The sequence below is a fragment of the Weissella sagaensis genome, from assembly GCF_005405285.1.
In the GTDB taxonomy this organism is placed as follows: Bacteria; Bacillota; Bacilli; order Lactobacillales; family Lactobacillaceae; genus Weissella; species Weissella sagaensis.
Window position 1 is genome coordinate 403,555 of the sequence record NZ_BJDT01000001.1, and the last position, 25,998, is coordinate 429,552.

25 protein-coding genes and 1 tRNA gene are annotated in these 25,998 nt (G+C 38.0%); 23 read left to right on the top strand and 3 right to left on the bottom strand.

The features are described 5' to 3' along the window. Positions 1 to 579 carry a uracil-DNA glycosylase family protein gene (locus FFM55_RS02060; RefSeq protein ID WP_137600419.1) on the top strand — a complete coding sequence of 193 codons (579 nt, stop codon included), beginning with the start codon at positions 1 to 3 and terminating at the stop codon, positions 577 to 579. A 227-nt stretch (positions 580 to 806) separates the two neighbouring features. On the opposite strand, the gene FFM55_RS02065 is transcribed toward FFM55_RS02060, so the two are convergent. After that, a complete protein-coding gene (locus FFM55_RS02065) occupies positions 807 to 1,646 on the bottom strand; it encodes an aldo/keto reductase (RefSeq protein WP_137600420.1) in 840 nt (279 codons plus the stop codon). A gap of 131 nt (positions 1,647 to 1,777) precedes the next feature. On the opposite strand from FFM55_RS02065, the gene FFM55_RS02070 reads away from it, so the two are divergent. Continuing rightward, complete coding sequence (locus FFM55_RS02070; protein ID WP_042491727.1) at positions 1,778 to 2,020, top strand: hypothetical protein; 243 nt, start codon at positions 1,778 to 1,780, stop codon at positions 2,018 to 2,020. A 21-nt stretch (positions 2,021 to 2,041) separates the two neighbouring features. Further along, complete coding sequence (locus FFM55_RS02075; protein WP_137600421.1) at positions 2,042 to 3,223, top strand: ATP-binding protein; 1,182 nt, start codon at positions 2,042 to 2,044, stop codon at positions 3,221 to 3,223. A 53-nt stretch (positions 3,224 to 3,276) separates the two neighbouring features. Here the strand turns inward: FFM55_RS02075 and FFM55_RS02080 are convergent, their stop codons facing one another. Next, positions 3,277 to 3,567: a hypothetical protein gene (locus tag FFM55_RS02080; protein WP_042491724.1), complete on the bottom strand. Its 291-nt coding sequence runs from the start codon at positions 3,565 to 3,567 to the stop codon at positions 3,277 to 3,279. A gap of 204 nt (positions 3,568 to 3,771) precedes the next feature. Here FFM55_RS02080 and uvrA point away from each other — a divergent pair, with 204 nt between their 5' ends. The 8 genes from uvrA to FFM55_RS02120 all read left to right on the top strand — a co-directional run bounded on the left by uvrA (position 3,772) and on the right by FFM55_RS02120 (position 13,187). After that, a complete protein-coding gene (gene uvrA, locus FFM55_RS02085; RefSeq protein ID WP_137600422.1) occupies positions 3,772 to 6,621 on the top strand; it encodes an excinuclease ABC subunit UvrA in 2,850 nt (949 codons plus the stop codon). A gap of 78 nt (positions 6,622 to 6,699) precedes the next feature. Next, on the top strand, positions 6,700 to 6,819 hold the full coding sequence (locus FFM55_RS02090) for a putative metal homeostasis protein (RefSeq protein ID WP_137600423.1): 120 nt from the start codon (positions 6,700 to 6,702) through the stop codon (positions 6,817 to 6,819). A gap of 201 nt (positions 6,820 to 7,020) precedes the next feature. Then, entirely contained in the window at positions 7,021 to 7,914 is an 894-nt protein-coding gene (gene rapZ / locus FFM55_RS02095) for an RNase adapter RapZ (protein ID WP_137600424.1), read from the top strand. Continuing rightward, complete coding sequence (locus FFM55_RS02100; RefSeq protein ID WP_042491719.1) at positions 7,911 to 8,909, top strand: gluconeogenesis factor YvcK family protein; 999 nt, start codon at positions 7,911 to 7,913, stop codon at positions 8,907 to 8,909. The genes rapZ and FFM55_RS02100 overlap by 4 nt, the downstream gene beginning before the upstream one ends. A 26-nt stretch (positions 8,910 to 8,935) precedes the next feature. Beyond that, positions 8,936 to 9,898, top strand: a complete 963-nt coding sequence (gene whiA, locus FFM55_RS02105) for a DNA-binding protein WhiA (RefSeq protein ID WP_042491717.1) — start codon at positions 8,936 to 8,938, stop codon at positions 9,896 to 9,898. Positions 9,899 to 9,987: 89 nt separating this feature from the next. Next, positions 9,988 to 10,581, top strand: coding sequence for an ATP-dependent Clp protease proteolytic subunit (locus tag FFM55_RS02110; RefSeq protein ID WP_042491716.1), 594 nt, complete (start codon positions 9,988 to 9,990; stop codon positions 10,579 to 10,581). Between the two features lie 371 nt (positions 10,582 to 10,952). Next, positions 10,953 to 11,948 (top strand): D-2-hydroxyacid dehydrogenase, encoded by a 996-nt coding sequence (locus FFM55_RS02115; RefSeq protein ID WP_042491715.1) that lies wholly within the window; start codon positions 10,953 to 10,955, stop codon positions 11,946 to 11,948. Positions 11,949 to 12,038: 90 nt separating this feature from the next. After that, positions 12,039 to 13,187, top strand: a complete 1,149-nt coding sequence (locus tag FFM55_RS02120) for a PTS sugar transporter subunit IIC (protein WP_042491713.1) — start codon at positions 12,039 to 12,041, stop codon at positions 13,185 to 13,187. 143 nt (positions 13,188 to 13,330) lie between these two features. Here FFM55_RS02120 and rpmF read toward each other — a convergent pair whose 3' ends face one another. Continuing rightward, a complete protein-coding gene (gene rpmF / locus FFM55_RS02125; protein ID WP_042491711.1) occupies positions 13,331 to 13,504 on the bottom strand; it encodes a 50S ribosomal protein L32 in 174 nt (57 codons plus the stop codon). A gap of 384 nt (positions 13,505 to 13,888) precedes the next feature. Here rpmF and FFM55_RS02130 point away from each other — a divergent pair, with 384 nt between their 5' ends. From FFM55_RS02130 to radA, 12 genes are all read left to right on the top strand, one after another. Then, positions 13,889 to 14,326 (top strand): universal stress protein, encoded by a 438-nt coding sequence (locus tag FFM55_RS02130; protein ID WP_042491709.1) that lies wholly within the window; start codon positions 13,889 to 13,891, stop codon positions 14,324 to 14,326. Between the two features lie 261 nt (positions 14,327 to 14,587). Beyond that, positions 14,588 to 15,022: a MarR family transcriptional regulator gene (locus FFM55_RS02135; RefSeq protein WP_042491708.1), complete on the top strand. Its 435-nt coding sequence runs from the start codon at positions 14,588 to 14,590 to the stop codon at positions 15,020 to 15,022. Positions 15,023 to 15,128: 106 nt separating this feature from the next. Beyond that, a tRNA-Gln gene (locus tag FFM55_RS02140) sits at positions 15,129 to 15,200 on the top strand. Positions 15,201 to 15,461: 261 nt separating this feature from the next. Next, a complete protein-coding gene (gene alsS, locus FFM55_RS02145) occupies positions 15,462 to 17,147 on the top strand; it encodes an acetolactate synthase AlsS (protein WP_042491706.1) in 1,686 nt (561 codons plus the stop codon). Positions 17,148 to 17,204: 57 nt separating this feature from the next. Then, complete coding sequence (gene budA, locus FFM55_RS02150) at positions 17,205 to 17,921, top strand: acetolactate decarboxylase (protein WP_042491704.1); 717 nt, start codon at positions 17,205 to 17,207, stop codon at positions 17,919 to 17,921. Between the two features lie 116 nt (positions 17,922 to 18,037). Next, positions 18,038 to 19,045, top strand: a complete 1,008-nt coding sequence (locus FFM55_RS02155; RefSeq protein ID WP_052348361.1) for a zinc-binding alcohol dehydrogenase family protein — start codon at positions 18,038 to 18,040, stop codon at positions 19,043 to 19,045. Between the two features lie 214 nt (positions 19,046 to 19,259). Next, positions 19,260 to 21,341, top strand: coding sequence for an ATP-dependent Clp protease ATP-binding subunit (locus tag FFM55_RS02160; protein ID WP_042491703.1), 2,082 nt, complete (start codon positions 19,260 to 19,262; stop codon positions 21,339 to 21,341). Between the two features lie 291 nt (positions 21,342 to 21,632). Continuing rightward, positions 21,633 to 23,009, top strand: a complete 1,377-nt coding sequence (locus FFM55_RS09775; protein ID WP_170999641.1) for a LysM peptidoglycan-binding domain-containing protein — start codon at positions 21,633 to 21,635, stop codon at positions 23,007 to 23,009. A gap of 72 nt (positions 23,010 to 23,081) precedes the next feature. After that, on the top strand, positions 23,082 to 23,624 hold the full coding sequence (locus tag FFM55_RS02170) for an NlpC/P60 family protein (RefSeq protein WP_042491702.1): 543 nt from the start codon (positions 23,082 to 23,084) through the stop codon (positions 23,622 to 23,624). 56 nt (positions 23,625 to 23,680) lie between these two features. Beyond that, positions 23,681 to 23,959, top strand: a complete 279-nt coding sequence (locus FFM55_RS02175; protein ID WP_042491700.1) for a GNAT family N-acetyltransferase — start codon at positions 23,681 to 23,683, stop codon at positions 23,957 to 23,959. A 101-nt stretch (positions 23,960 to 24,060) separates the two neighbouring features. Next, positions 24,061 to 24,603: a dCTP deaminase/dUTPase family protein gene (locus FFM55_RS02180; RefSeq protein ID WP_137600426.1), complete on the top strand. Its 543-nt coding sequence runs from the start codon at positions 24,061 to 24,063 to the stop codon at positions 24,601 to 24,603. 13 nt (positions 24,604 to 24,616) lie between these two features. Continuing rightward, positions 24,617 to 25,990 (top strand): DNA repair protein RadA, encoded by a 1,374-nt coding sequence (radA, locus tag FFM55_RS02185; RefSeq protein WP_042491697.1) that lies wholly within the window; start codon positions 24,617 to 24,619, stop codon positions 25,988 to 25,990. Positions 25,991 to 25,998: the final 8 nt, after the last annotated feature.

The following is a 25,998-nucleotide window of genomic DNA, read 5'->3' on the forward strand; positions in this document are numbered from 1 at the left end:
ATGAGTGATGCCATTAAACAGGCGATTATGGCCGATGAACAAAATAAAGTTTATACGGAACGTGGAATAGGACCAGTTTATCAAGTTGGTCCGGACGTCCGTATTTTGATTATTGGTCAGGCACCAGGAGCAAAAGTTGAACAAACTGGTATACCATTTAATGATAAAAGTGGTGATCGTTTACGTGAGTGGATGGGGGTTACAGCTGACGAATTTTATCATAGTGGAAAAATCGGTAATTTGCCGTTGGATTTTTATTTTCCAGGTAAGGGGAAAAATGGTGACTTGCCACCTCGTAAAGATTTTGCAACTAAATGGCATCCAAAGCTGTTAGCTGAAATGCCCAAAGTTGCTCTTGTTATTTTAGTTGGTGCTTACGCACAGCATTATTATTTGCCAATTAAAAAAACAGAGTCCATGACAGCTGTTATTAAAAGGTATGAAACTTTTGGTCCGAAATATTTACCAATTGTTCATTCATCCCCACGTAACAATATTTGGTTACGTAAAAATCCGTGGTTTGAGGCTGAAATTGTGCCTAAGTTACAGGAACGTGTGCGTGAATTGATGATGGATTAGTTAGCAAATGAAAAAGCCAGTGACGATGCTATAAGCATCAGCCACTGGCTTTTATTTTAGACTTCAAAACGGTAGTTATATCCGCTCTTTGTATAAATGCGATAAACTACCAGTCCGTCAAAAATAAGTAATAAATATGTCACGCGCCTACGCTACGCTGCGGCAACATGCCAAATTTACGACTTATTTTAGACTTAAAAACGGTAGTTATATCCGCTCTTTATTTTTTACTCAAATTCTTCATACTCGTTAGGGTCTTGACCATCAATACGGCCATCCGCACGATTTAGGTCATTAATAGCAGTAATTTCACTGTTTGTTAGTTCAAAATCAAAGACGTCAAGATTTTCACGTTGGTGAGCTGGATTTGCTGATCGTAAAACAGGAATAATGCCACGATCAAGGTGCCAACGGGTAATGATTTGACTCGTTGACTTACCATACTTATCGGCAATTTCTTGTACAATAGGTTCCTTTAATGCAGAACTACCACGGCCAAGAGGACTCCATGCTTGTACCTTAACAACACGACGTAAGTTTTCTAATAAGTTTTCTTCTTGAACCCAGTAGGGGTGCACTTCGATTTGGTTAACAGCAGGTGTCACACCAGTTTTTTCAATAATACGATCTAGATGCTCAGGTTCAAAGTTTGAAACACCGATTGAACGGATCAAACCTTGCTTTTGTGCATCAACTAAGGCTTGCCATGCTTCGACATATAGACCACGCTTTGGCAAAGGCCAGTGAATGATAAATAGATCAAAATAATCCAGTCCCATTCGAGCTAGTGACTCTTGAATAGCATCGCGAGCGCTTTCGTAATCATGATACTTACCAGGTAGTTTAGAAGTTACAAAGAATTCTGCACGAGGTACGCCGGACATGCGAATTGCTTTACCAACGATTCCTTCGTTATCATAATTTGTAGCAGAATCAATTAGCCGGTAACCGCTTTTAATAGCAGCTAGAACTTGTTGTAGTCCTGACCCACCTTTTAATTGATATGTTCCTAGTCCTAAGTTTGGTAATTTGTGACCATCATTTAATGTGACTTCTGGAATTGACATAAATGCATCCTCCTTAATAATCTAACACTACTGTCGCATTTAAATTGTAAATTTGCAAGCGATTTCTATCGCATTATGAGCTGACAAAAGGTAACATATAATTAGTGATTTTATATGAGGGAGTAAGTGACGTGAAAAAGAAACGCATTTTTAGTGATGGGGTACTGATATTAGTTGGTGTAATGATGATTCTTTTAGGAATTTATTCATTATTTGATGTGTTTACACCACATGTCATTTGGTATCATGGGATTTTCATGCTTCTATTTGCATGCGCAATTTTTGGTAGACGGAATAAAATAAAATGGTTGTTTATTGCAACGTCAGGGGTTTGGCTCTTAAATATACTGTGGGATATTATCCGTTTAATTTAAGCAAATAAAGAAGGGGAAAATATGATTTCAATACCATTATCAAGTCAGTTAACGATTTCGGCTGATGATTTATTACAGCAACATTTATTGATTTTAGGGGCGACTGGTAGCGGTAAATCAACGAGTGCAATGACAATATTGCATGGATTGATGAATGCTAATCAAACAACGATGATTATTGATCCAACAGGGGAATACCAACATTTACCAAATGCAGTTGTTGCTAAACTTGGTTACAATGCGTACATTGATTATGAACAGTTAACAGGGGCGGATTTTAACTTATTATTTGGTGTTACTGATTCAGATGTGCAGGAAAAATTAACGGATGCACTAACGAGTTTAAAGATTCAAAAAAATATCATCGGCCAACCAGGAGTTTATAAAAAAGTAAATCGATCGTGGCAAGCTTTTGAGGCAGATGTTAAACGTTTGTATCATTATCCACAACCCGTTGATATCAACTTATTACCAGAACAATTACGCCAAGAATATGCAGTACCTGTAGATGATTTTGATTTAATTGGGCAAGAAATTGATGAAGCAGGTTTTAAAAAATGTTTACCGCTTATTCGGCGAATTAAACGACTAACCAGTCAGCCACGGTTTCAGCGATTATTCCATATGCCAATGGTAGATGAGGCGAGCGTTGAAGCAACTGACATGCAGACAGATGTGATGTACTTATTGCGGTTATTTGCAAGTCATAAAAGTGACCATAAAATTTTAGTAATTGACTGTTCAATATTTGCTGATAATTTAGCGCTTGGTAAGGTGTTGGTGTCTTTGTTAACGACAGCGCTTTTACGAGAAAAGCAACAATTAAAACATAGTGTGCCGGTAACAGTATTAATTGATGAGGCACATCGCTATTTGATGGCTGACAATTTAGAGACGACGGGGATTTTTAGAATTGCTCGTGAAGGACGTAAATTGGGATTATTTTTGATGCTCACAACACAAAGTCCGTTAGATCTTGCGCCACAGTTACTGGGACAATTTGGTCATTATTTAGTGCACCAGTTAAATACAGCGAGTGAACTTGCGCAATTGCCAGTATTGCAAGCACACGCACAACAAATTGTTAAAGCTGGTATTGGTCAGGCCTTGTTAGCAGGGAATAATTTAAAATCGCCACAATTGTTAGATGTTCAAATGGTGCCAGAAATGAATCATCAAACAGCAACCCCTAAATTTTTTTAGCAAAGTAAAAAGGACGTTTACACTATGTAGGCGTCCTTTGTTATTTATTGTACTTATGATTCTTTATTTTCCGGAATAAAAGTGTCAACAGCAGACCAAAATGTCACTAGTGAAAAGACGATGGTGAAATGCCAAAAAATAGTTGACCAAGCATTTCCATAGACGTTGGTATAGGTATTGATAAAGCGTTGAGCAAAGATAAGCGCAATGACTTCTTCAACTCCAATAACTAACGCCGTTAAAGCAATTGCAGCAGCTAACACAGCACCAATTAATAAAATAAGTGACGCAAGATGTTGTGCAATCCAGCGCAAAGACCATGCTTTGGCAGCCTTATGATTCATGAGTTGACGACCTCCGTTGAGTAATATTACAGTCTATTATACGTGAAATTATAAGCGTTGGTTGATAATTATTAAAAAAATTGTAAAAAAACGGGCTATATTTCGTTAAAATTAATGATGGCGTGATGGATTAGGTTTTAGCTAACAAAAAATTGCTAAAAGCGTTATAATATAAGCAGTAGAGCAGAGCAAAGGAGACGTTTTATGGTCAATGATTGGATAAAGATTCATGGTGCCCGCGCGCATAATTTGAAAAATGTAGATGTTGCAATTCCTAGAGATAAATTTGTTGTCATGACAGGCTTATCTGGGTCAGGAAAAAGTTCATTGGCATTTGATACGTTATATGCTGAAGGACAACGACGATATGTCGAAAGCTTGTCATCGTATGCCCGTCAGTTTTTAGGACAAATGGATAAGCCAGATGTTGATGCTATTGATGGTTTGAGTCCAGCGATTTCAATTGATCAAAAAACAACATCTAAAAATCCCCGTTCGACAGTGGGAACCGTTACAGAAATTAATGATTACTATCGGTTGTTGTTTGCTAGAGTAGGTAAGCCAGATGCAACAACTGATGGTATTATTGTAAAAAAATCAATTGATCAAATGTTAAATGATTTGTCAGAGCAACTAAATGAAGGAAGCCGAATGCAGATTTTGGCTCCCATTATTCGGCATAAAAGAGGATCACATGCAACAGCCTTTGAACGGATTCAAAAAGAAGGGTTTGTTCGTTTCTTAGTGGATGGGGAGATGCATGAGGTGACTGATGAAATTGAATTAAATAAAAATAAATATCATGATATCGCGATTGTGGTCGACCGGATTATTTTACGTGACAATTCACGCGCACGTCTGTTTGAATCTTTTGAATCAGCAATGCGGTTAGCTGATGGTCTAGTAACAGTTGATGTTATTGGTGGCGAACAATTAACCTATTCTGATCATTATACAGGCGCCTTGAAAAAGTTTGCAGTCGGGAAATTAGAACCACAATTATTTTCTTTTAATGCACCACTTGGCGCTTGTCCAGTTTGTGGGGGCTTGGGTATAACATTAGAGGTTGATATTGATTTGGTGATACCTGATCAAAGTAAAACTTTAGCAGAGGGTGCTTTGGCAGCATGGAATCCTATTTCATCATCTTATTATCCCGAGATGTTACGTCAATTTGCAGAATCAGTTAATATCCCGATGGATGTGCCTTTTGAAGACTTAACGGACGAACAGCGTCAGTTGGTATTGTATGGCGATGAAGAAAATACTTTCCATTTTCATTACGAAAATGATTTTGGTGGTGTACGTGATGTGGATGTTAATTTTGAAGGGGTTATGAATAACATTAATCGTCGTTATCGTGAATCAAATTCAGACTTTACGCGTGAGCAAATGCGTAGCTATATGAACGAATTAACGTGTAATGCCTGTCATGGTTATCGTTTGAATGAAGGTGCACTTTCGGTTAAAGTTGGTCAGTTAAATATTGGTGAAATTTCAGAACAATCAGTTGCTAAAGAATTAGCGTATTTTGAACACTTAACCTTTGGACAACAAGATCAAGAAGTAGCAGCACCCATTGTTAAAGAGATTAAAGATCGTTTGCGTTTTTTGAAAAACGTTGGACTAGATTATTTGACGTTGTCACGTTCGGCTCGGACGCTATCAGGTGGTGAAGCACAAAGAATTCGGTTAGCAACACAGATTGGTTCTAATCTATCAGGCGTGATGTATGTTTTAGATGAACCCTCAATTGGGTTACACCAACGTGATAATGCGCGCTTAATTCAATCACTGAAACAAATGCGTGACTTAGGTAATACATTGGTTGTAGTTGAACATGATGAAGATACGATGCGAGCAGCTGACTATCTGATTGACGTGGGTCCTGGTGCTGGTGAGCACGGTGGTCAAATTATGGCGGTTGGAACACCAGATGAAATTCAAGCCAATGAAGATTCATTAACGGGACAATATTTATCAGGTAAACGATTTATTCCAGTGCCAACAACACGTCGTTCAGGTAATGGTCAAAAAATTACGGTGACTGGCGCATCTGAGAATAATTTAAAGAATATTAAAGTAGATTTTCCATTGGGTAAATTAACGGTTGTAACAGGTGTTTCCGGATCAGGAAAGTCTACGCTAGTTAATACCATTTTAAAGCGGGCGCTTAAAATGGAAATTAATCGTAATTCTGAAAAGCCGGGTAAGTATCGTAAATTAACGGGTTATGAAAATATCGATAAAATTGTTGATATTGATCAAAGTCCAATTGGTCGGACGCCACGGTCGAATCCAGCGACTTATACAGGAGTATTCGATGATATTCGTGATTTGTTTGCACAAACGAATGAAGCCAAATTACGTGGTTACAAAAAAGGGCGTTTCTCTTTCAATACAAAAGGTGGTCGCTGTGAAGCATGTAAGGGTGACGGCGTCATTAAGATTGAAATGAACTTTTTGCCTGATGTTTACGTCACTTGTGAAGTTTGTGGTGGAACACGCTATAATTCAGAAACTTTAGAGGTTACGTATCGCAGTAAAACAATTGCTGATGTCTTAGATTTAACAGCCGAACAAGCGGTTGATTTTTTTGCGGCAATTCCAAAGATTCGTCGTAAATTACAAGCTATGGTTGATGTTGGGTTAGGTTACGTTAAATTAGGACAAGCAGCTACTACCTTATCTGGTGGGGAAGCACAGCGTATGAAATTAGCATCTGAATTACAACGTAAGTCTACTGGTAAAACAGTTTATATCCTTGATGAACCAACAACTGGATTGCACGTGGCTGATATTTCACGTTTGTTAGAGGTATTACAACGACTAGTTGATAGTGGTAATACCGTTTTGATTATTGAACATAACTTAGATGTCATTAAGACGGCAGATTGGTTAATTGATATGGGACCTGAAGGTGGTGAAGGCGGTGGTTATGTACTAGTAGCTGGGACACCAGAAGAAATTGCGGCAACACCTGAGTCGTATACAGGTCGATATTTAGGTCCAATTATGGCGCGTGATCGTCAACGAGCACGGTCGTTAGGCTGAACGTGAATCCTTGCAATTTAATAGCAAACTATTTATACTTATATTTTGTAAGTTAAAACGCATTGAGAGGTAACTATCATGGCAGAAAAAATGGATACAGCATCAGCTCGACGCAAAATGAAGAGCCCAAATATTAAAACACGTAAGCGTGCGCTTAAAGCATTGCACGAAGCAAATCGTCAAACAACTAAAAAGTAAATAAGTGATATCACAAAAAATTATTTTTTAAGATGATCATGAAATAAGTTTAAGGAGCATCAATCTACCATGTTTGATGCTCTTTTTGAGTATCACAACTTTTATATTGTCGTGTTGTTTGATAAATGCATGACTAAAACATGCCCGGGTGTGTCTTAAGATGATACAATGGATAGGATTAAAAGATAGGGGGAGGATTAGATGGGCAAAAAAGAATTAATCATTGTCACTGGTATGAGTGGTGCAGGTAAAACTGTTGCTATCCAGGCATTTGAAGATCTTGGCTACTTTACGGTCCAAAATTTACCACCAGCTATGCTACCAAAATTTTGGCAAATGATTTCTGACGAAGAAAATATTCAACGTGCTGCAGTCATGATTGATTTACGCTCACAACGGTTCTTTGATGATTTAGATGAAGAAATTCATAAATTAAGAAAAAATAGTCACAATAAATATGATATGAAAATTATCTATATTGATGCATCTGACGAAGAATTGGTGGCACGATATAAAGAAACACGTCGTTCTCACCCACTTTCTGGTGAAGGTGGGACATTGTATGGTATCCAATTAGAAAGACAAAAATTAAGCGAAATTCATGATTTGGCAAGCGGTGTTATCCATACTGATGACTTTGCACCAAGACAACTACGTAATTATATTCAACAGCATTTTGGGTCAAAAGATGATCAAGCGAATACTTTTATGGTTCAAGTTATGAGTTTTGGTTTTAAATATGGGTTACCATTAGATGCAGATATGATACTGGATGTCCGCTTTTTAACTAATCCTTATTATGTTGCATCGTTAAGAAATCAAACGGGGTTAGATCGTGCAGTGGCCGATTACGTTTGGCATACCGATGACGCTGAAGAATTTTATCAACGGATTAGTAATCAAATTAAATGGTTACTACCAAAGTATAAAGCAGAAGGCAAGAGTAATTTCACGATTGCTTTTGGTTGTACAGGGGGGCAACATCGATCAACGGCCTTTGCCCATCGATTAAGTCAAGACTTAGCTACCAATTGGGTTGTGAACGAACATCATCGTGATATTGAACGACGAAAGGAGAGTGCGAACCAGTCATGACTGAAAAATATAGTGTAAAGCGTACTCCAAAAATTGTTGTTATCGGTGGTGGCTCTGGTCAACCAGTTGTTTTAAATGGTTTGAAAAAATATGAGAATGACTTAACCGCAATTATTACGGTAGCTGATGATGGTGGTTCATCGGGAACCCTACGTGATTATCTACAAATGGTACCACCTGGAGATATTCGCAATGTTATGGCAACATTATCACAATTGCCAGCGAGTCTAATTGATATTTTTCAATATCGTTTTAAGCCAGAAGACGAAATGCTGGCACATCATTCGCTAGGTAATTTGATTATTGCTGCCATGGCTGAAAAAGAACATGATATTTTTGATGGGGTTCAAGTTCTTGCTAAAATTATGCAAGTTAAAGGACACGTTTATCCAGTGGCAAATGAACCGCTTGTATTGCATGCTGCGTTTACTGACGGCACCTATTTAGCAGGTGAAGCCGAAATTACAGCTGCACATAAGGTTATTGACCATATCTGGGTAACGCCACAAGCGGCACCAGCTACCCATGATATACAATCACCAAAAAAAGTGGTTAATGCAATTCTAGAAGCAGATGTGGTAGTCCTTGGGCCAGGTAGTTTATTTACTAGTATCTTACCTAATTTAATGGTGCCTAATGTTGCTGAAGCACTCCGCGCAACGCGAGCTAAAATTGTGTATATTGCGAATATCATGACGCAAAAAGGTGAAACCGATAATTTTACAGATGCTGACCATGTAAAAGCGATTAATGAGCACGTGGGTGAACGCGTTGTTGATGCTGTTATTATGAATACAGGTAAAGTTCCTGAAGATTATATTGACTGGCAGCGCTGGAACGAGATTTCTTTACAGGTTGATTCAGATCCAGAATCAGTTAAAGAACAAGGTGCTACCCCAGTTATAGGTGATTTATTAGCATTACGTGATGACGGCGCTTTTCATGATGGGGATGCTGTTGCACAGTTGATTATGCAAATTGCCGCTGATGAATAAATGAAATGAAGTAGGAGGTGGCGCTAATGTCATTTGCAAGTGATGTTAAAAAGGAGTTAACCACCTTAGAAATTAGTAATCCAGATAATGCTAAAGCTGAGTTATCAGCATTGTTACGAATGAATGGCTCACTTGGATTAACGAATCAACATTTTACGTTGAATGTCCAAACTGAAAATGCAGCTACGGCCCGGCGTATTTTAGGGTTGCTACAGCAATTTTATCGATTGCCTTCTGAAATTTCGGTTCGACGCCAAATGAAATTAAAAAAGAATAACTTGTATGTTGTTCGGATTACGCAAGGTGTTAGTAGTTTATTGGATGATTTACACATTTTTGAAAATTTTGAGTTATTGCCAACTGTTCCAGATGAATGGTTAGTACCAGAAGGTAAGGCTCGCTCATATCTTAGAGGTGCTTTTTTAGCAGCGGGTTCAGTAAATAATCCAGAAACCAGTCGTTATCATTTAGAGATATATTCATTATATGAAGAACAAGCAACACAGTTGGCAGGTTTAATGAATCGCTTTGATTTAAATGCGAAAGTTGTTGAACGTCGATCGGGGTTCATTGTTTATTTGAAAGAAGCCGAAAAAATTGGCGATATGATGAAGGTAATCGGTGCGACTAATGCCATGTTCCGTATGGAAGATGTTCGCATTATTCGGGATATGCGTAATTCGGTTAATCGGTTAGTTAATGCAGAAAATGCTAATTTAGATAAGACAGTTAATGCGAGTCAAAAACAAATAGATGATATTTTGTTCTTAGATGAAGAAATTGGGCTGGGACGGTTGCCTGAAAAACTTAAAGAGATTGCAGAAATTCGTTTATTACATCGTGAAGAGCCATTATCAGCTCTAGGCCAATATGTGCCCTCTGGTGTTATTTCGAAATCTGGTGTGAATCATCGCTTGCGAAAGTTGACGAAAATGGCTGATGAAATTAGAGATACCGGCCGGTTGCCCAAGGAATTACAAAGAGGATAAATGAATTAGTTAAATACAGTTTGACCATTCTTGACGAAATGATAGAATGGTAATATGTTTTGACTTTGAATTTGAGGAGGAAAGTATAAATGACACCAGTTCCATATGTTATTGAGCAATCATCTCATGGTGAACGCTCATATGATATTTTTTCACGCTTGTTAATTGACCGTATTATTATGGTTAATGGTGAAATTGAATCACAAATGGCAACGGCTATTATTGCGCAGTTGTTATTCTTAGATGCTCAAGATCCTGATAAGGATATATACATGTACATTAACTCACCAGGTGGTGAAGTTAATGCTGGTATGGCAATTTATGACACAATGAATTTCATTAGTGCAGATGTTCAAACCATTACAATTGGCTTGGCTGCATCAATGGCATCCGTTCTTGCATCTTCCGGTGCCAAGGGCAAGCGCTTTATTTTGCCTAATTCACAGTTTATGATTCACCAACCATCAGGTGGTGCTCAAGGGCAACAAACTGAAATTGAAATTGCTGCCCAAGAAATTTTGAAGACACGTAAGAAGTTGAATCAAATTTTGGCCAACAATACGGGTAAGCCATTTGAAGACGTTCAAAAAGATACAGAACGTGATCACTGGTTAGATGCAGAAGAATCACTTGCTTATGGTCTAGTTGATAAAATTATGACTAGTGCTAAAGAAAAAGAATAAATTGAATCGTTTTTTTGCTAGTGCAGTAAAAAAGTGATATTGACAAAGATATGTTTTTGTTCATTGGAAAATGATCAGAAATGTATCTTTTTTTGTATTGTTTACAAAAAGAAGGAAATAGTTGATATAACAACAATTATATGGATAATATTAGGTGTAACAATGATTGTTTTTCAATAAATTAATGTGTTTATTGTGAAAAAATGAACTTTAATGTAAGCGTTTTTAATTTTGAAAATTAAAATTGTAACCGTTACTATCTAACCAATTTGTCCCATATTGAAACGTTGGAATGAATTCGTTATGTTGAACCTTTCACAAATACATTTATAATTATAAGTGTTAAGAAAAGCTTTGGAGGAATTAAAACAATGAAAATTTTTGCGTATGGTATTCGAGAAGATGAGCAAGCTGCATTAAAGGAATGGATGACAAACCATCCAGAGGTAGAAGTTGGTTATACAGATAAATTATTAAATCCACAAACAGCACAACTAGCAGCTGGTGCAGATGCAGTTGATGTTTATCAACAATTAGCATATACCCCCGAAACATTGACTGCCTTGCACGAGCTTGGAATCAACAAGATGTCACTACGTAATGTTGGAACAGATAATATTGATTTTGAAACGGCACGTCGCTTTAATTTTTCAATTTCAAATGTCGCTGTTTATTCACCAAATGCGATTGCCGAACATGCAGCCATTCAAGGTGCACGTATTTTGCGTCAAACGAAGCCCTTAGATCATAAGATTGAAAACCATGATTTGCGTTGGGCACCAACAATTGGACGTGAAGTTCGTATGCAAACGTTTGGTATTATTGGAACTGGTCACATTGGTCATGTGTTGATTGATATTTTACAAGGATTCGGTGCTAAAGTAATTGGTTATGATGTTTATCGTAATCCAGAACTAGAAGCAGAAGGTATCTATGTTGATTCATTAGATGAATTGTATGCACAATCAGATGTTATTTCATTGCATGTCCCAAGTTTGCCAGAAAATTATCACATGATTAATGATGAAACAATTGCTAAGATGAAGGATGATGTTGTCTTAATTAATGTTTCACGTGGTGATTTGATGGATATCGATGCCGTAATTAATGGCTTAGACTCAGGCAAGATTTTTGGTCTAGCAATGGATGTTTATGAAAAGGAAGTTGGCTTGTTTAATAAGGATTGGTCAAATGACAAGTTGCCTGATGAAAAGATTGCAGATTTGATTGCTCGTGAAAATGTATTGGTTACACCACATACTGCTTTCTATACAACTAAGGCTGTCTACGAGATGGTAACGCAATCAATGAATGCTTCATTAGCTTTTATTAAGGGTGATGAAACAGCCAATGAAGTAAAGTATTAATTAAATAAGTTGTTAGTTACGTCGTGATGATTGTGGGATTTCATTACGTTGACTATGTGATATGTCACATTAGAAAGGTAATCTAAGATTATGACTAGCGCAGTTTTTGATGGTTCTTACGAACTAAAGTTTAAGGATTTTTTCTTTAAGGTATTGAGTGGGTCTGCCCAAGGAATTTTGATAGGTGTTTTACCTTCGGCAGTTCTAAAGTATATTATTCGCCCGTTTGTACAAAACGGTATGGGATGGGCAATTGATTTGAGCGCAATTTTAACGTTGTTCTCATCGTTTATTCCATTACTAATTGGGTTGGCAATTGCCATGCAATTTAACATGAAGGCACTAGATGTTGGTGTTATGGCAATTGCAGTTGGTGCAGCTTGTGGTTCAATCAAGTGGGCATCAGTTCCAGCTGGATTTGAAAATCCGATTACCCAAGTGAAAACAACGGCACCAAGTACAGTATACATTGCTGCAGGTGCTGGAGATGTGATAAATGCGATGATTGTTGCAGCAATTGGCGTTTTGGTAATTTGGTTAATTGCTAAATATCTAGGCGGATTTGGATCATTGGCAATTATTTTAAGCCCAATCGTTGTTGGCGGTGGTGTTGGTTTAATCGGTAAGGAAATTGCACCTTATGTGGGTGAGATTACAACTTGGATTGGTAAGATGGTTCAATTAGCAACGGATCTACAACCATTACCAATGACGATTATCATTGCCATGGCATTTGCAGTTATCATTGTGACACCTGTTTCAACTGTTGGAATTGCATTGGCAATTACGTTGTCTGGTTTAGGATCAGCAGCAGCTGGAGTTGGAATTGTCGCAACAACAGTTGTCTTGTTAATTAATTCAATCAAGGTTAATAAGAAGGGAACATCAGTGGCAATCTTTCTAGGTGCGATGAAGGGTATGATGCCAGCAGTATTTAGAAAGCCAATTATGTTATTGTCATTTATGGTGGCAGCTGGAATTTCTGCATTGCCAATTAGTATGATGAACGTTCAAGGTACACCAACATCTGCTGGATTTGGTTGGATAGGATTTGTTTCACCAATTCAATCTGTTGTTCGTGATGCAGCTGATAAAGCGTTCCAAACAAATGTTATTGGTGTTATACCAGCTATCTTGATTTGGGCGATTATTCCAATAATTGCTGGAATTGTGGTTGATTTGTTATTCACTAAGGTATTGAAGTTATATAAGCCAGAAGATTTTGAACAAGAAATGTAATAAAATGAAAAGAAGCCAGGGTTAAAACCCTGGCTTCTTTTTTGATACTATAATAAAAAACAGGGAATGGTCAAAACCATTCCCTGCTTCCATAATCGTTTATTTAATACTATATTTGTGATATAGACTAATAAATAATGAGCTTACTTAGGTGAAACAACTTGCTTACCATTGTAAGTGCCATCAGCGGCAACGTGGTGGTTACGTACGTAAACACCATTTTCGTTCATGTGAATAGCTGACGTCTTCAATCCGCCTTGACCGCCGCGACGAGTGCGCTTTGCGTGCTTTGAAACTTTACGTGCAGGAACTGCCATAGTTATATCCTCCCTTATACACCGCCGTGTTAGAAAGAAGGCAGTGCTTGATTATCTAATTTTTTCAACTGTTCTAAATTACATTATTTTTCGTGATTTGTCAAGCGATATCCCATTTGTGATAGGAATAGCAGTTAAAAACTAAAAACCAACAATAACTTTACTTTTAGTGCGACTAGTTAGATAATTAGGTGTACCAAAAAATAGGGAGGCATATTTACTGATGTTATTTTTATCAGTAAGGTGTGCATTGCTATTTGTGTGATAATCCAAGTTTTGCGGTTTTGGTAGCTAAATACAGGGGTAATCATAAATATAGGGGTAACCTATCATTAAAAGGAATGACAGTAAGTATGCTTGATTACAAGAGGAGACTACGAGAATATGGCAATAGGGAAGCAGTTTAAACATATTTTGGCGGCAGTAGATGATTCAGACTTGGGCCAAATGGCCTTAGTTAACGCCATTCACCAAGCACGTGAAGATGAGGCTAAATTAACAATCGTATCAATTTTTGAAAAGGGACAATTAAGTGTCTTTGATTTCTTTTCAAAGGAAAAGACGACAGCAGCTGAAGACGACGTTCGTCGTGCGTTAGATCGTTATCGTAAGACGGCAATAGAAAATGGTGTTACCAATGTAGATATTCGCATTGCTGAAGGAACGCCGGGAGAAGTTATCGTCAAAGATGTTATTCCATCTGTAAAGCCAGATATGGTTGTGATTGGATCACATTCACAAAAAGGTACTGAGAAGTACTTTGGATCACAATCAAGTTATATCGCTAATCATGCGCCTGTAACAGTTATGATTGTTCGATAGAATAATGAGTCAGTGTTTATAAAAATGGCATGGCCTCACTTATAAGACGATTTAGGCGAGGTTCTGGCGAAGTATAGTGCCAAGCAAAATAAGTTTACATAGTGTTATTGATATACTAAGGCTTTATTTTTTGTGGACATGTGTCATAAGGGGTTAGTACAAAACAACGTACTAATCTTTTTTTTTGAAAAAATTAGTTAATAAAATAGGTAGGAATTCGATAGAATTAATTTATGACAAAAAACTTGTGGGGAAGAACTAATGACACTAGTAACGAAATATATTAATGCTTACCTATCAACTTTAAAATATTTGAATGATACAGTGGCTGGGCCGGCAGCAGCATATGATTTATCTTTTGAACAATATTTAATTATGCATAGTGTGGCACAACATGATGGCTTGACACTAACTGATATTGTTGCTAAACGCCAAGTCACACGAGCTGCAGTTTCACGACAAATAAAAATGTTGCTACGTAAACAATATATTTGGCAAGAAGCTGATGTAATGGATCGACGGCGACAATTATTACATCTAACACAACGTGGTCAAAAAATAGAGACAATTCTAAGTGAACGTATCGAAATTCGCTTTGAAGGGTGGTTATTAGCGTTAGGTGAAGAACGCTCCGTTGATGTTTTACAATTTATGATGCGTTTTGATGAGAAATTTCAAATTAATAGTAAAGGTTAGTTGCAGTTTATAAGTGTGATGATTAAAAAATATATTTGATTTATACTTTTTGTTTATACGGACTTGAATTTATTTAGTGTATGTTGTATGATTGAATAGTTGTTTTTGGGCATTAGCCAAGCGGTAAGGCAATGGTTTCTGGTGCCATCATGCACTGGTTCGAATCCAGTATGCCCAGTTTTACAGATGCGGGAAGCACTAGTCATATAATATATGATTAGTGCTTTTTGTTTTGCACTAATCATCAAATAAATAGCATTTAAAATATATTATTTTTGTAAGCGTTACAAAAGCTACCATTAACGCTTTATCATAAAAAAGAGTTAGAAGATTTTGTGAATACTAACTGCATATGGCTACAAAATATCGAAATAAAGCGCTACAATGTATTTAATGACACTTATTGGAAATATAATATATTTTAAAGAGGTAGAAGTACATGTCTGAAGAGAAGAAAACAGGTGCTGACTTAGTTGTCGATAGTTTGAACAACCATGGTATTGATTTAGCTTTTGGTATTCCGGGAGCTAAAATTGATCGATTGTTTGAAAAATTAGATCATCCTAAAGCAGGAGAAAAAGCACCTAAGTTAATTGTGACACGTCATGAACAAAATGCTGTGTTTATGGCGCAAGCTTTTGCACGTATTACTGGTAAAACTGGGGTTGTTATCGTGACATCAGGACCAGGTGTAGGAAACTTGGCTTCTGGCTTGATGACGGCAACTGCTGAAAATGATCCAGTATTGGCAATTGGAGGTCAAGTGCAACGAAAAGATTTGTATCGTTTGACACATCAGAGTACACCATCAGCAACATTGTTTGCACCAATTACTAATTATTCAGTTGAAATTCAAGACCCTAATAATATCTCAGAATTAATTTCTAATGCTATTGCAGCAGCTAATGGTCCTAAGCCAGGGGCATCATTTGTCTCGTTGCCACAAGATGTTGATGAAGCAGAAGTTACGACAGCTGCTTTGCCTGCAGTTAAACCTGCTCGCTATGGTGCAGCAGCTTCAGAGGATATTGCTTGGCTTGCTGAACAAATTAAGGCTGCTAAATTGCCAGTATTGTTAGTTGGTGCCCGTGGTTCTGATGACAATACAACAGCAGCATTGCATGCTTTACTAGAACAAACAACTTTGCCGGTTGTCGAAACATATCAAGGTGCTGGTGTCATTTCTCGTGAATTAGAGGAATCAACGTTCTTTGGTCGTGTTGGGTTCTTCCGTAATCAAGTTGGTGATCAATTGTTGGCACAATCAGACTTGGTTATCACAGTTGGTTATGATGCGATTGAATACGAACCACGTAATTGGAATAAGAATGCTGACTTACACATTGTTGCAATTGACACACAAGCTGTTCAAATTGATAACAACTTTACACCAGCACGTCAGCTTGTGGGAACTTTGGCTGATACGTTGATCGATTTGAAGTCACAAATTGCAGGATATGAATTACCAGCAGCATCACAAGCTAAGTTAGCTGAGTTCAAGGAGGCTTTGAAGGAAGCTGCAAAGCCAACCTTTACGCCGGCACAAGAGAACTTGAATCATCCTTTGAGCATTATTAAGTCATTACAAGCACGTATGACTGATGATATGACTTTGACTTCTGATATTGGTTCACATTACCTATGGCTTGGACGTTACTTTAAGTCATACGTTCCTCGTCACTTGTTGTTCTCAAATGGTATGCAAACTTTGGGAGTTGGTCTACCTTGGGCGATGGCAGCTGCTTTGGTTCGTCCAAATGCTAAGGCAGTTTCTGTTTCTGGTGATGGTGGATTCTTCTTCTCAGGAATGGAACTAGCAACAGCAGTGCAACTTAACTTGAATACTGTTCACATTGTATGGCAAGATAATTACCATTACGATATGGTTAAGTTCCAAGAAGAAGTTAAGTACAATGGTGAATCAGCCGGAGTTAACTTCTCAAAGATTGACATTGTAAAGTATGCTGAATCAACAGGGGCTAAGGGATTGCGTGTTGATTCACCAGACCAATTGGATGCGGTCTTGGATGAAGCATTTGCAACTGAAGGTCCAGTTGTTGTCGAAATCCCAGTAGATTACTCACACAACTATGAATTGATGTCTCAATTGATTGATGCAGAATAAATAGAAAAGCGTCCAGGTTTCTGGGCGCTTTTTATCAAATTAAAGGAGTGTATAAATATGGCAACAGTATATCAACACAGTACCTTAGCCGCTTTGATGGGAAAAGTTTTAGGCGGGTCGGCAACCTTAGCTGAATTAAAGCAACATGGGGATGCTGGTATTGGAACGTTTGATGGTTTAGATGGTGAAATGATTATGGTAGATGGTGAAGTCTACTATATGGATGGCGAAGGTCAAATTCATCATGTAACAGATATGGAGAAGACAGTACCATTTGCAACTGTTCATCATACTAGTGATGAAAAACAAAAGGTTTCTTTTAGTGCTGGTAATATGAAAGAAATGGTTTCTCTAATTAGTGATCGTCAATTAGAAAATACTTTTTCAGGTGTAGTTTTGCGTGGTAGTTTTAATCACATGAAAGTTCGTTCAGCGCCTAAGTCTGAGCGTCCATTTCCTTCATTATCAGAAATCACACATACACAACGTGAATTTGAAAAAGATGATGTTGATGGTGTGTTGATTGGTTACTATTCACCAGAATTGTATCAAGGAACAGTTGCTGCCGGTTGGCACGTTCACTTTTTGAGTGATGATCGTACTTTTGGTGGTCATGTATTGGGCTTTGATGCCAATGAATTAACAGGGGACTTAACTATTTTTGATAATTATGAATTACATTTACCAATTCATGATAAAGAATTCCGTGAGCACCATGTTGATATGGATGGCCTAAAAGAAGGTGTTGCAGCAGCTGAAGGTTCACAAGATTAATTTTAAAAATAGCGATTACAATGATTTAATGGGTTGTAATCGCTATTTTTTTACTACCATAGTATGATATATCTAATGAGTAATTTTGCGTAATTAATATAATAGAGGGATAAGAAATGGGAAAATTAATGAAAGCAGTTGTGACAACTGCTGATGAGCAAACACCGTTAATTGATAAAGACATTGCACAACCTGATTTGACTGATCATGATGTGTTGGTTAAAGTGGCGGCAACTGCTATGAATCCAGTAGATATTAAACAATTAGAGGGAGCACAGGCTGCAAAACAAGAACGTGTTCTAGGTTTTGATGCGGTCGGTAAAATTGTTGGTGTTGGAAGTGCTGTTGTTAATTATCAAATTGGTGATCGCATATTTTTTGCTGGTGAATTAGGTCGCACAGGTTCAAATGCAGAATTTGAGGCGGTTCATGAGGGGTTGATTGCTAAGGCGCCAACAACGTTGTCAGATATTGAAGCAGCTGCATTACCACTTACGTTTTTAACAGCGTATGAAATGTTAGCTGATAAGTTTGGTATCCAGATGACGGCTGATAGTGCGCATGGCAAAACTTTGTTAATTATTAATGGTGCCGGGGGTGTGGGCTCAATCATGATTCAGTTAGCAAAATGGTTAGGGATGACAGTTATTGCAACTGCATCACGTGGCGAAACAATTGCATGGGTTAAAGAAATGGGAGCTGATGAAGTAGTTAACCACCGAGAAGATTACGTGCAAGCAGTTAAAAAGCTAGGCTACCATGAAATACCTTATATTGCAGTATTACACTCGTTGGATCAACATTTTGAGAAAGTGGCAGATTTGGTGGGGACGTTTGGCCATATAGGTGCTATTGTACAATCAATGAATCCGTTACCTGTCGGGTTGATTAAAAATAAAGCAGCATCACTTGATTGGGAATTTATGTTTGCTAAGACGAATGCTGGACAAAATATCGCTAGTCAGGGTGCAGCATTAGCTTTATTATCAAAACTGGTTGATGATGGCTTCGTTAAATCAACGGTAACGCAGACATTGGATGGGCTATCTGCTCAGACAATTATAAATGCTCAAAAAGAAGTTGCACCAGGAAACATGCTAGGTAAGCTAGTTATTAAATATTAATGTTGCACAAAAGTAATTAAAAAGATTGGTTTATCAGAGCAATGATGAACCAATCTTTTTTTAGTTTTGAAAAAATAAATATTTTATTTGCACTCTCGACCATAGAGTGCTAATATAGAAAATGTAGATAAGGTCAACAAAGGTCAAAGAGAATTTGGCAGTTGATTTGTATTGGGAGTAATGAATATAAAAAAGAATATAAGGAGGCCGTATTATGGTACAAGATCCATTTGGTTTTTCAAGTTTTGATGATATTTTTCGTATGATGAATAATGAAGGCGTGGCACGTGCACAACAGGCGCAACGTGCTCAGCAAGGACAACGTCCACAAATGAGTCGCGGGGGAGGCAATGATAATGGTCAGGGTAATGGTTTACTAGATCAATACGGTATTAATCTAACTGAGTTAGCACGACAAGGTAAGTTTGATCCAGTCATTGGACGTGATGATGAGATTGCGCGTGTTATTGAGGTTTTAAACCGTCGTACTAAGAATAATCCTGTTTTAATTGGTGAAGCTGGTGTTGGTAAAACAGCTGTTGTTGAAGGTTTAGCGCAAGCAATTGTCAACGCCAAGGTGCCAGGAAAGTTGCAGGGTAAAGAAGTTATTCGGTTGGACGTTGTATCCTTGGTACAAGGTACAGGGGTTCGTGGTCAATTTGAAGAGCGGATGCAAAAGTTGATGGATGAAGTTTCAAAGCGTGATGATGTTATTTTGTTCATTGATGAAATTCATGAGATTATGGGTGCTGGAACAGCTGGTGAAGGATCTATGGATGCTGGTAATATTCTAAAGCCGGCTTTAGCTCGTGGTGAGTTCCAATTAATTGGTGCGACAACGTTGAATGAATACCGCCAAATTGAAAAAGATGCTGCGATTGCACGTCGTTTCCAAACGGTTCAAGTTGATGAACCAACTACCGAAGAAGCCTTACAAATTATCCAAGGAATTCGATCACGTTATGAGGCATACCATAAGGTAAAGTACGCTGATGATGCGTTAGCTGCAGCTGTTAACCTATCAAATCGTTATATTGCTGATCGTTTCTTACCCGATAAGGCAATTGATTTGATTGATGAAGCTGGTTCAAAGAAAAATCTATCAGTAAAGATTGCGGATCCTAAGGAATTAGAAAATAAGATCCATTCAACTGAAGCACAAAAGCAATCGGCAATTGAACGTGAAGATTATGAAAAGGCTAGTCATTTACGTGATCAAATTAATAATTTAGAATTACAATTAGAAGCTGTTAAACAACAAGCACCGCAAAATGAAGCCGCTCAAACAGTGACAGTTGCGGATATTCAAAAGATTGTTGAGGAAAAGACAGGCATTCCAGTTGGTGAATTAGCAGCGTCTGAGCAAGATCAATTACGTCATTTAGGTGATAATCTAGCTGCACATGTTATTGGTCAAGATGAGGCAACTCAAAAGATTGCGCGAGCAATTCGTCGTAATCGGGTTGGATTTAATAAAACAGGTCGACCAATTGGTAGCTTTTTGTTTGTTGGTCCAACAGGTGTAGGAAAGACAGAGACAGCTAAGCAGCTTGCTAAGGAATTGTTTGGTACCACAGATAGTATGATTCGATTCGATATGTCAGAGTATATGGAGAAGCATTCTGTTTCAAAGTTAATTGGTGCACCAGCTGGTTATGTTGGTTATGAAGAAGCTGGTCAATTGACTGAGGCTGTCCGCCGCCATCCTTACTCATTAATTTTACTAGATGAGGTTGAAAAGGCACATCCAGATGTTATGAATATGTTCTTACAGATACTAGATGATGGTCGTTTAACCGATGCGCAAGGTCATGTCGTTTCATTTAAGGATACAATCATCATTATGACTTCAAATGCTGGAACTGGTGTTAAAGGAACAAAGGTTGGCTTTGATCAAGATAATGAACCAACGACGAATAAGTTACTTGAACGATTAGCACCATACTTTAAGCCAGAATTTTTGAACCGTTTCGATGGTATTATTGAGTTTAACGCTTTGTCAAAGCAAAACTTGTTGCATATTGTTGATTTGATGATTACTGAAATGAATGAGGCAATTTCTGAGAAGGGGCTACATCTTGCGATGACGGATGATGTTAAGCAAGAGCTTGTTAACTTAGGTTATAATCCAGAAATGGGTGCACGACCATTGCGTCGCGTTATTCAAGAGCATTTAGAAGATCAAATAGCTGATTTTTATCTTGATAATCCAGAAGTTAAAAATTTGTTGGCAAAGATGGACGATGGCCAAATTGTGATAACAGCACAACGTGATTCAGACAAAAATATGAATTAAAAATATAAATATTAAATGAAGCGGCGGTCTATACCGTCGCTTTTTTGTATGCTTATGATTGAATTTATAGCTGAATTAATGGTTAATAAATAAAAAAATACGAACGAACCCAAAAAAACAATTATGGAATGTAACACAAATGAAATGTTATTTGAACTCTTTTGAAAAGTCTCTAACGTACAATGTAGCATGTAGTAAAAATCAAGAAAATCTTAAGAAATATCAATTTAGGTGTTTCTTATTTAATATAAGTTTAAGTAACTAATTTTTAAGGACTAAGGAGTACTAAATATGCACGCATCTGTAAAAAACACGCTATTAGCAACTGCTGGGGCGGCAGCAGCATTGGCAGGAAGCTCAGTCGTAGCTTCTGCTGATTCTATTACCGTTAAATCTGGAGACACTCTATATGCTTTGGCAGCAGCCAATAATGTATCAGTTGATGATTTAGTATCAGCTAACAAAATCGCTGATGCTAATTTGATTCATGTTGGTCAAAAGGTTGAATTGCCTGGTTCATCATCAGCACAATCAGCTGCACCAGCAAAAGAAACAGCAACTAAGTCAGTTTCAAACAATGGTTCATATACTGTTAAAGCAGGAGATTCATTGTGGGCAATTGCTAATGCAAATGGTATGACTTTGTCTGAACTACTAAACGCTAACCCTGATTTACAAGCATCATCAGTTATCTATGTTGGTGATCAAATTAACTTCTCAAAGTCAGCTGTTGCTGTTAAACCAGCAGCATCACAAGCTGTATCAGAAGTAAACGTTAAGGCAACTGTACAACAATCAGCAGCAACATCAGCTGCAAATGCAAAGGCAACTGCAGAGTCAGCCGCTGCACAACAATCAGCAGCAACATCAGCAGCAAATGCGAAGGTAGCTGCAGAGTCAGCCGCTGCACAACAATCAGCAGCAACGTCAGCAGCAAATGCGAAGGTAGCTGCAGAGTCAGCCGCCGCACAGTCAGCAGCAACATCAGCTGCAAATGCTAAGACAGTAGCAGAGTCAGCCGCTGCAGAATCAGCAGCAACGTCAGCAGCAAATGCAAAGGCAGCCGCAGAATCAGCTGCTGCACAACAATCAGCAGCAACGTCAGCAGCAAATGCAAAGGCAGCCGCAGAATCAGCTGCTGCACAACAATCAGCAGCAACGTCAGCAGCAAATGCAAAGGCAGCTGCAGAGTCAGCCGCTGCACAACAATCAGCAGCAACATCAGCAGCAAATGCAAAGGCAGCCGCAGAATCAGCAGCTGCAGCATCACAAGCCGCTGCACAACCACAACAAGTTGCAGCTACTACGACTGCAAAGCCTACATCAGTTGCATCAACAAATACAGCTGGAAACACATATCCATATGGACAATGCACATGGTTTGTTAAGGGTGATTTGGGCTGGGTTGGTAACTACTGGGGTAATGCTTCAGCATGGCCAGCATCAGCAGCAGCCGCTGGTCACACTGTAAATGGTACTGCCTCAGTTGGTGCCGTAGCATACTTTGCACCAGGTGTTGGTGGTGCTAGTGGTTATGGTCACGTTGCTGTTGTAGATTCTGTAAATGGTGATGGTACTATTACTATTTCAGAATCAAATTATGCAGGTAAATTGTACAATACTCGTACAATTTCTACTTCATCAGTTTCAGGTTACATTCACCAATAATAAAAAAGCTATTATTTAAGGAGACTCGCTTTCGAGTCTTTTTTTATATCTTTAATTAAGGAGAATAAAACAATGCCTTTTAAAATAGAACCAGGACGAGTGATTCATTTTAATGATTATGAAGTTATTGATGCTGAGATATTATTCGAACCACCCTTAGCAGATAAGCCAGTTGAAATTACTGCTTCAACATTTGCTCGTAAAATGACGGGGGCACGTATACAAAGAACGATGTTGCAGATGATTATGGAAAGTTTGTGTGTTCCCTTAAGATCGGTGGTTAATGATGTTTTGGGTGTGCCTTATCAAAAAGAAGGTAATAGTCTGGAAAGTGGCTTTGACACAGCTGGCTTAATTCAATATATTTTTAATCGCGTAGAAGGAATTGGCTTTCCAAATGAAATCAGTAATCAGATGAAAGCAGTGGCGCAATTGCCTATTAATGAAACACAACCGGGTGACTTACTAGTCTGGGGGACTGCAGCTCTACCAACTACAGCTGGTATTTATATTGGTGGTGGTAAGTACATTACTGTTGATATGTTATCTGAAAAAGTTGTTATAAAGTATATTTCACGAAAGTGGTTACCGGATTTTGTTGGTGCTATTCGATAGTTATTCTCAGCAATTAACATGAAATATTAGTTATAATAAGTAAGAGGAGGCTTAATATGAATTTTACGTATGAACCCGGTCGCCTGTTTCATGAAACAGATGGTATTGTCGATGCTGAGATATTATTCCCAGCTATTTTAGGAGGAAAGGTATGGTCAATTGATCATACCTATGTTGATCCTAGTTTGCGTGGGCAAGGGATTGCTGGTCAACTATTAGCCGAAGTTGTTAATCGTGCAAAAGAAGCTGATGTGCAGTTAAAGCCGGTTTGCACTTATGCACGCCAAGCTTTTTTTAGACACGAAGAATATCAAAAATTAGCTTATAAAGATTAAGTTTATTTGAAAGCACACGTTATTTTGACGAGTGCTTTTTAATTTTCATAAATTTAAGATATACTTATCTGTGAGAACATAGTTGAGAGGAATAGTATAATATGCAACGAGGATTTTCGGTCGTAAAAAAGTATGAACATGATAATTTGAATTTACCGGTGCGCGCAACGCAACGAGCAGCTGGATATGATTTTCAGGCTGCTGAAAATTTTGTTTTGCCATCAATTTGGCGGTTGCCCTTTTTGAAAATTTTATGGCAAATTAGGCATAATGAAACAATAACAACAGTTGATGATGAAAAAGCAAACCAGGTTTTAAAACCATTACTTGTACCAACCGGTATTAAGGCATATATGGGTGAAAATGAGTATTTGTTGATTGCTAATCGTTCATCAAACCCGTTAAAGCGGGGATTAATTTTGCCAAATGGTGTTGGTATTATTGATGCAGATTATGTCGATAATCCCAAAAATGAAGGAGAAATCTTTATTCAAATGATTAATTGGGGGCTTAAAGATATCACAATTAAAAAAGGTGAACGGATTGGTCAGGGAATATTTATGCCATTCTTAGTAACGGACAATGATCAACAGCAAGTAAAGCAAACACGTCAAGGTGGGTTTGGTAGTTCTGGTATTAAATAGAAGGAGGTGAATTATGGCAAAAACAAAAACCCAATTTGTTTGTTCTAATTGTGGTTTTGTATCACAACGATATATGGGACGTTGTGCCAACTGTGGTGCTTGGGGAACGTTTGTTGAAGAAGTTATGCAACCAGAAAAAGTTGATCGTAAATCACGTGTCAATTTAGCAGGTCAAGTTGCAAAGGTGGAACGACTAGACGAAGTTAATATTGAAGAAACGCCACGAATAAAAACAGAGAATGATGAATTTAATCGTGTCCTTGGTGGCGGGATTGTACCGGGGTCAATGGTATTAATTGGTGGTGATCCGGGTATTGGTAAGTCAACTTTGTTACTACAAATATCTGGTCAATTAGCTAATGCAGGTAGTAAAATTTTATATGTAGCTGGTGAAGAAAGTGCCTCACAGATTAAGCTACGAGCTGAGCGTTTAGGTGTTAGAGGGGATTCTGATTTTTTGTTATTCCCAGAAACCGATATGAAACAAATTCGGCAAGCGATTGATGAAAGCAAACCTGATTTTGTCGTGATTGATTCAATTCAAACAATGCAAGAACCAGATGTTAGTTCGTCTGTTGGATCAGTATCACAAATTCGAGAAACGACAGCAGAATTACTACAGATTGCTAAAACGAACAACATTACAATATTTATTGTTGGCCATGTCACCAAAGAGGGGGCCATTGCAGGACCAAAAATATTAGAACATATGGTTGACACCGTCCTTTATTTTGAAGGGGATAATCAACGTAGTTTTCGTTTATTAAGAGCAGTCAAAAATCGATTTGGGTCAACCAATGAATTGGGTGTCTTTGACATGCAACATGGTGGCTTAATGGAAGTTGCTAACCCATCAGATCTCTTTTTAGAAGAACGTTTGGCTGATGCAAGTGGGTCAGCTGTTGTTGTTGCTATGGAAGGGACTCGACCAATTTTGGTAGAGGTACAGGCTCTGGTCACACCGACTGTCTTTGGAAATGCGCAACGAACTGCTGCAGGTATTGATCGTAATCGAGTTTCATTGTTGATGGCAGTCTTAGAAAAACGGGCTAATTTATTATTACAAAATCAGGATGCGTATGTTAGAGCAGCTGGTGGCGTAAAGTTAGATGAGCCGGCCATTGATTTGGCGGTGGCAGTAGCGATTGCATCTAGTTATAAAGATGAGCCAACGCGCGCAACTGATGCGTTTATTGGTGAAATTGGTTTAACAGGTGAAATAAGACGTGTGCCAAATGTTGTTGAACGCGTCAATGAAGCCAAAAAACTCGGATTTAAGCGAGTGTTTGTGCCACAACACGTTACGGAACAGTTAACAGCGGTACAAGGAATACAAATTGTTGGTGCAAAAACATTAGCGGAAGCTTTAAAAATTGCACTTGATTAATAAAAGAA